The 6,486-nt window shown below is 68.1% G+C and carries 8 protein-coding genes and 1 pseudogene; 5 read left to right on the top strand and 4 right to left on the bottom strand.

Annotated features, from left to right (window positions below):
• Positions 1 to 80 precede the first annotated feature (80 nt).
• From C1A33_RS36690 to C1A33_RS35015, 3 genes and pseudogenes are all read right to left on the bottom strand, one after another.
• On the bottom strand, positions 81 to 518 hold the full coding sequence (locus C1A33_RS36690; protein WP_243407642.1) for an alpha/beta hydrolase family protein: 438 nt from the start codon (positions 516 to 518) through the stop codon (positions 81 to 83).
• Between the two features lie 71 nt (positions 519 to 589).
• Positions 590 to 715, bottom strand: a pseudogene (locus C1A33_RS37985) (helix-turn-helix domain-containing protein); the annotation flags it as partial.
• 129 nt (positions 716 to 844) lie between these two features.
• Positions 845 to 988 (bottom strand): hypothetical protein, encoded by a 144-nt coding sequence (locus tag C1A33_RS35015; RefSeq protein WP_165818443.1) that lies wholly within the window; start codon positions 986 to 988, stop codon positions 845 to 847.
• A 128-nt stretch (positions 989 to 1,116) separates the two neighbouring features.
• On the opposite strand from C1A33_RS35015, the gene C1A33_RS38380 reads away from it, so the two are divergent.
• The 3 genes from C1A33_RS38380 (at position 1,117) to C1A33_RS35010 (ending at position 3,699) form a co-directional block, all read left to right on the top strand.
• Positions 1,117 to 1,350, top strand: coding sequence for an AMP-binding protein (locus C1A33_RS38380; protein ID WP_101832488.1), 234 nt, complete (start codon positions 1,117 to 1,119; stop codon positions 1,348 to 1,350).
• Positions 1,351 to 1,989: 639 nt separating this feature from the next.
• Positions 1,990 to 3,450: an aldehyde dehydrogenase gene (locus tag C1A33_RS17110; protein ID WP_101832487.1), complete on the top strand. Its 1,461-nt coding sequence runs from the start codon at positions 1,990 to 1,992 to the stop codon at positions 3,448 to 3,450.
• Positions 3,451 to 3,558: 108 nt separating this feature from the next.
• A complete protein-coding gene (locus tag C1A33_RS35010; protein ID WP_165818442.1) occupies positions 3,559 to 3,699 on the top strand; it encodes a hypothetical protein in 141 nt (46 codons plus the stop codon).
• A 382-nt stretch (positions 3,700 to 4,081) separates the two neighbouring features.
• Here the strand turns inward: C1A33_RS35010 and C1A33_RS17105 are convergent, their stop codons facing one another.
• Positions 4,082 to 5,158 carry an ABC transporter substrate-binding protein gene (locus C1A33_RS17105; protein WP_165818441.1) on the bottom strand — a complete coding sequence of 359 codons (1,077 nt, stop codon included), beginning with the start codon at positions 5,156 to 5,158 and terminating at the stop codon, positions 4,082 to 4,084.
• Between C1A33_RS17105 and C1A33_RS35005 the strand changes: the two genes are divergently transcribed.
• Positions 5,145 to 5,396: a hypothetical protein gene (locus tag C1A33_RS35005; protein ID WP_165818440.1), complete on the top strand. Its 252-nt coding sequence runs from the start codon at positions 5,145 to 5,147 to the stop codon at positions 5,394 to 5,396. The genes C1A33_RS17105 and C1A33_RS35005 overlap by 14 nt on opposite strands.
• A 505-nt stretch (positions 5,397 to 5,901) precedes the next feature.
• On the top strand, positions 5,902 to 6,468 hold the full coding sequence (locus C1A33_RS17100; protein ID WP_133150707.1) for a hypothetical protein: 567 nt from the start codon (positions 5,902 to 5,904) through the stop codon (positions 6,466 to 6,468).
• Positions 6,469 to 6,486 lie beyond the last annotated feature (18 nt).

The raw sequence follows: 6,486 nt of genomic DNA, 5'->3' as shown, positions 1-6,486 counted from the left end.
AACGCGCGCGACGGAACATTCCCGCAATTCACGTAAAATAACATTGAAAATGCTCATTACATGGATCCCGACGACTTCTTCTACGACAGCTTCATCGAAGAGTGGGATCTTCGCGGACGGTCGATCACGTCACGAGCCGCGGCATGGTTCGCCCGCGCGATCACCTCGGGAGTGAGGCGGTCGCCACCGGACGGACGGGTGCTGGCTCCGGTGCCCAGGTTGTCGAACGCGACCACCACGACGCCGCGGCGGGCGAAGTCCTCGGCGAAGCTGTACCCGGCCCGGCCAGGCACCACCAGATGCCAGTAGCGCCGGGTGTAGGTCCCACCCGGGACGGCCACGAGAACGGGTCGTGGCCCCGGTCCAGCTCCGGTCGCCGGAACAAACACGGTGCCCCGTAAGCGACACTGCTCGCCGAGGTCGACGGCGTCGGTGACGTCGGACTCGACCTCGACGGTCCGCGCGTCCGTCCGTGGGTCGGTCGCCTGCCGCCTGGGCATGTCGGCCAGCTGGTCCATTGATCCGTCCTCGGCCCATCCCGCGTCCAGATGCGCACGGGGATGAAATAGATTGAGTCCCGGATCGGGCGTTGCGGGGAAAGCCCCATCCGGCGCAGCAGCTTCCCCACGCCCTGGGGGGTGTACACGATCCCGAACTCTCGGCGGATCAGCTCGCGCACCATGTCCCGGGTCCACAAGGCGAAATCGAACTGCATCTGCCGGGGATCTCGCCCGACAACCAACTTCCACAGCCGCGTCATCTGTTCGTCGGAAAGCCTCGGTGTCCGTCCTGGCGCTGTCTTCACCTTCAGCGCCTCGAGCCCGCCCTCGTTGCGCGCCTGCAGCTAGCCATACACCGTCGAGACACCCGCCCCGAACGCCTCCGCCGAATCCTTCGGGTGCATCCCCCGATCGATCGCGCTCAAGGCGAGCAGGCGGATATCCTCCAACTTGCGCCGCGGGATACGAGAGCCGGCTTCCTTCGCCACACCCAATTATCCCACAGTCCACCACAGGAGTCCAGTAATCTAGTTGCTTCTTAGCATAGGCTAAAGCGTGGCGGACGTCAGCGACCGCGCCCCCGACAAGCTGGGCGAGATCGTGATACGCGGACCGGGTGTCACTCCCGGGTACCGGAATCCCGGCGACGAGCGCGGCCGCGCTACGAGACGTTTGGCTGCACAGCGGTGACCTGGGCACACGGGACAGCGACGGCCGGATCCACTTCGTCGACCGCCTCCAGTCCGCGCTGATCAACAGGTTGCGTGGTGCCGGCTACCGGTTCGTCCCGCCAGGCCGCCGCGACCACACCACCCCGACCGCCGCGCTCGATCTCCACGGCTCCCCGTGACCAACCCGGCCAGATCGCGAACACGCCGGATCCCCGCACGGGGACGACGTCGGCCTCGACGGCGCCGTCCCGCAGGTCCCCGCTCCGGCTCCGATGGGCATGGATGGATCTCGGATCCAGGATGCTTGACGGGTGACCGTCCTCACACTAGCGTCGGATCACCGGTTCTCCGCGAACGGCATGGGTGTTCGGCCCGGCCAATCAGCCTCCAGCAACAACGGCCACGACTACTTCCCGACCGAGACCTGGCCGAAGCGAATACCGCGGCCACACCCTGAGCTGTGGGAGCAGAAATCGTCATGACCGCATGGACGGGCGGAAGCGGAGCGGGTGCCGACACACTCGCCACCCGATCGGGCACCCGCTCGCGAGACGTTGGGGCCGGGCCAGTGGCGACCGGGTGATCGCCTGATGGGCCCGGGTACGGAGGATGTGGTCGCCCGTGGCGCGCCCTGGCCCAGACCGCCGCCGGGCCGCCGGGCCGCCGGGCCGCCGGGCCGCCGGGCCGCCGGGCGCACTATGCATGATCTTCGGGGAGCGCGAGCCCGACCCGGTCGACGAGGTATTTCGCCACACGCGCAAAGGAAGCGAAATTCGACGGGCCAGCAGTTTCTGGCCGGAGCAGACTGCGAGTGACCAATGATCGACCTAAGCACGGCGTACGAGCGCGACACGCTTTTCATCGGAAACGAACATGTGCCCTCCGTCGGCCACGAGCGGATTGACGTCGTGTCGCCGTCGACCGAGGAAAAGATCGGTTCCGCCGCGGTCGCCCAGGAAGCCGACATCGACCGGGCTGTCGCCGCCGCCCGCCAGGCGTTCGACGACGGACCGTGGCCACGCATGTCCCGTGACGAGCGCCGGGCGGTCGTGCGCCGGGCCGGCGAGCTGCTGCGGCCGCTCGCCGACGAGCTGACCCAGCTCGTCTCGCGGGAGAACGGTGTGACCGTCCGCTACCGGCAGGGCCATGTCGCGCCGTTTTTCGATTACCACACCGACGAGGTGGCCTGGCCGCGGGACGAGCTCCGGCGGCTGCCGAGCGGTGAAGGCGCCCTGGTCCGGCATGAGCCTGTCGGCGTCGTCGGCGCGATCGTGCCGTGGAACGCGCCGGTCTCCCTGGGGCTGTCCAAGGTGCTGCCCGCGTTGGTAGCAGGGTGCACGGTCGTCCTCAAGCCGTCGCCGGAGACACCGCTGCACGACCATGTCATCGCGGAGGCGTTCGCCGAGGCCGGCCTGCCGGCCGGTGCGCTGAACGTCGTCCCGGCTCACCGCGAGGTCTCGGAATACCTGGTCCGGCACCGCGGCACGGACATGATCTCGTTCACGGGCAGCACGGCGGCCGGCCGTAGGATCGGCGCCATCTGTGGCGAACAGATCAAGCGCGTGACGCTGGAGCTCGGGGGGAAGTCCGCGGCGATCGTGCTCGACGACATGGACGCCGCGGCGATGGCCGCTCTGGTCCTGCACAGCGGCATGTTGCTGAACAACGGGGAGGCCTGCATGGCCTGGACCCGGATTCTCGTACCGCGTGCCCGTTACGACGAGCTTCTCGACGCCTTCTGCGCCGCCCTGGCGGCGGTGAAGGTCGGTGATCCGCTCGACCCCACCACGGACATCGGCCCGCTGGTCGCCGAACGGCAGCGCGACCGGGTGGAGAGCTACGTGAGCAACGCCGTCGCCGACGGCGCCAAGGTCGTCTTCGGCGGCGGGCGGCCCAAGCATCTGGAGCGCGGATGGTTCGTCGAGCCGACGCTGCTCGTGGACGTCGACAACTCGATGACGATCTGCCGCGAGGAAGTCTTCGGGCCTGTGGGTACGGTGATGCCCTACACCGACGAGGAGGAGGCGATCAGGATCGCCAATGACTCCAACTACGGCCTGGCTGGCGGCGTGTTCACGGCCGACCCGCAACGTGGCCTGGAGGTGGCCGGCAAGATCCGCGCGGGGACGATCGGCGTCAACTCGCTTGGCGTCGACATCCGGGTTCCGTTTGGTGGATACAAGGACTCCGGTGTCGGCCGGGCCCACGGGCCGGAAGGCTTCGCCGAGTACTTCGAGGTGAAGACCGTCGGCCTTCCTGCGGGTTTCCAGCCGTCCTGAGACACCGCGAAGACAGATTCCAGCCAAGCGCGAGGACATCCCAGCCCAAGGAAGTGGACACGGATCTGGCTCCTCACGGCGGTGGTGGCCGGTCGCGTCGACGACGAGATGATCAGTCTCGAGGACGCGACGAACGTGCCGCGGACCGTCGTCGGGGGCGGGATCGACACCACCGGTGACGCGCTGCTGGCGGCGTTCCGGCTGCTGGACCATGACCGCGCGCCCGCCAGAAGGTCCGGCCGTCAGTAGGCCGGAACCGGTTCCTGGCCTGAGGAAGGGAACGGTCCTTGGCCGAGCCGGCCGGTGTTACGCCGCATGCTGCCGGTATCCAGGCCGCGCTGAGCGTCTGCCGTGAGTCGCGGAAACAGCAGCCGTGCCGGCGGGCGGGCGTCCGCCCGTCGGCACGGTGGCGTCCGAGGGAGCCAGGACCTCGAGGAGATGAACGAGCACACGGCCGCGAGCCGGCGTGCTCGCGGCCGCGGAAGGCATATGCGCACCGGCCGCGAGACAGGCTGGCGGCCGGTGCGCTGGAGGCAGTCCCAGCCCACCGGGCCTGGACGATCACAGGAGCCGGTGGGAATGCCGCTCGGGGGCGTCAGACCAACGACGCCCCCGAGCGTTGTCACCAAGGTCAGGCGCCGCCTCGGGTCGCCTGCAGGGCGGCGAGCGAGTCCACCGTGCCCGGGTACGCGACGAAGTGGTCACCCTGGAAGTGGGACACGACCACCTCCGAGTTGAACAGCCGCGACCAGCCCTTGATGGCCAGCGGCTTGGTGAAGTCGATCGGCTTCGGGTAACCGCTCAGGGTCACGGACGTCTTGTCGAGGGCCGCGATCAGCGAGGCGCCGTCCGTCTTGTCCAGCCCCTTCGCGGCCTCCGCGATGGCCTCGACACCCGAGTAGGTGTTCAGCGACCAGGCAGAGACGACTGCTGCCGGGTTGAACGCGTGCAGAGCGGCGACGAAGGGCTTCATCTGGTCCGACGCGGCCGGATAGCTCGCCTCAGCACGCACCAGGTTCTGGCCCGCCGGGCCGAGCTTGGCGACCACCTCGTCGTCCAGCCCACCCAGACCGATGGGCAGCGTGGGGTCCGCGGCGTAGGCGGCCTTGATGAAGTTCAGCTGGACCGCCGGCGGGATGACCGAGACGACGCACTTGGCGCCGGCCTTCAGCAGGGCCACCACCTGGGGAGCGACATCGGCCGCCGTCGGAGGAATCGTCGCCTTGTAGACGACCTCACCACCGGCCTGCTTGAACGCGGTCTCCGCCGCGTGGGAGGTGTCGATCGAGGCGCCGGCGGTGTTGGACAGCAGGGCCATCTTCGTGCACTTCTGCTCGTACAGCTTGGTCGAGAGCGCGGCGAAGAGGCCGTTGGTACCAGGGCTGAAGGGGAACGACACCGGGCTGTTCCACTCGACCTCGGTGGCCGGCAGGGCACCGAGGAACGGGATCTTCGCGGCCGCGAGAACCGGAACGATCTTGGATCCGTATGACGTGTACCCGGTGAGGACGCCGGAGACCTTCTGGCTCACGGCCTTCTGGGCGCAGGCGACCGCGGTGTTCGGGTCGAACTGGTCGTTGCAGGACTGGATCTCGATCTGGCGGCCGTTGACGCCGCCGGCGGCGTTGATCTTGGCGGCGGCGGCCTTCGCGCCGTCGACGGCCTCGGGGAAGCCGAAGGCCGCGGACTGGAGCGTGCTGATCACCATCAGCTTGATCGGCGACTTGGCGCCACTTGAGGACGAGCCGCTCGAGGAGCAGGCGGCGACCGCCGTCACCGCGAGGGCCGCCGTGGCCGTGGCGGCCAGCGGACGCCGCAGCCGCGACATTCGGCCTAAGCCGCCGCCTCTGACGCCGCGCGTCATGTTTTTCCCGATCATACGTATCCCCGATCGACTTCCCGTCGAACAGCCCGCTCGACGACTAATTTATATTGGTAATGAATAGATTCCACTCACAGCGCACCGTGGTGGCTGCGACGTGGCCGGTGGAGAGCGGACGCTAGCATAGCCGAAATCCTGAGTCCAGGATTCGAGATACAGGGATGCCGCGGTCATGGCCGAGTGCCCGAGCCGGCCCGCGCGGACGGGAAGACCTGACGCGTCGGTGACCGGTCGAACACGCCAACGAAGACCGTCCCCGGACAGCATCTCCAACAACTACAGCCTGCCGACCGGGCGTCGACTCGTGGCAGCGACCTCACCTGGGACCGGCACGTCGACAATGATTTCGGCGCCAGGACGCTTCCCGTATTCGCGAATCTCGTGGACCCGAGCTGGTCTCGGACTGCCCTCATCGAGGCGCTCATCGGCTGTTTCGATGACCACCACGCCACCATCGCGGCCGCGCTTCTATGCGGGATCGACACCCTCGGCTCAGCCAGGACCGGGCCGTCGAGCGGAAGCTCAAGACTGACCTGGTCGCCGGACTTCGTACCAGCGCGCAGCCGGGCGTGAGCGACGTGGAGGCGGCGTACGGGCTCGCCCGCCTTGCGCAGCGGGAGCTCACGGCCTTCGGCACCGACGGCGGCAAGGTCCTGGCTGACGACGAGATCGCCCTCGTCTTGCGCGGCCTGCGTGGAGTGCTTGGCCGCTTCGACATCCCGTTCAACCCGCCGTTCCGCGACTTCGGTGGGTTCTACGGCTACTGGAAGCGCGCAGGCATGAGCGGCGCCGGCGGCTGGGGCGCGCGCAGTGGCTACCTGACCGGCCTGTTCGAGCCGGTGTTCACCGCCCTCGACGAGCGCGAAGACGAGCTGGTGCGCCGGCAGTCCATGCGAGGCGTCGATGGCGAGATCAAGAACATCATCTTCGCCTCCATCGGGCCGAAGCCACGCATCGTCCTCGTCGACGCGATGAACAACCGGATCAAGGTCGAGCGGAACGAGGAGTCCTGTCTGGTCTACGACCAGCCCCTCGACGAGTCCGGGCTGACCTGGGGTCAGCTCGTTGGCTGGTGGCGGACCAAGACGCCGCAGGGCGACGGAACCCGTCAACCTGTACGAGACAAGATCTTGTAGGAACTACTGAGTCTTTGC

The sequence above is a fragment of the Frankia canadensis genome (assembly GCF_900197875.1).
GTDB lineage: Bacteria > Actinomycetota > Actinomycetes > Frankiales > Frankiaceae > Frankia > Frankia canadensis.
This window is presented reverse-complemented; position numbering and strand designations above follow the sequence as displayed.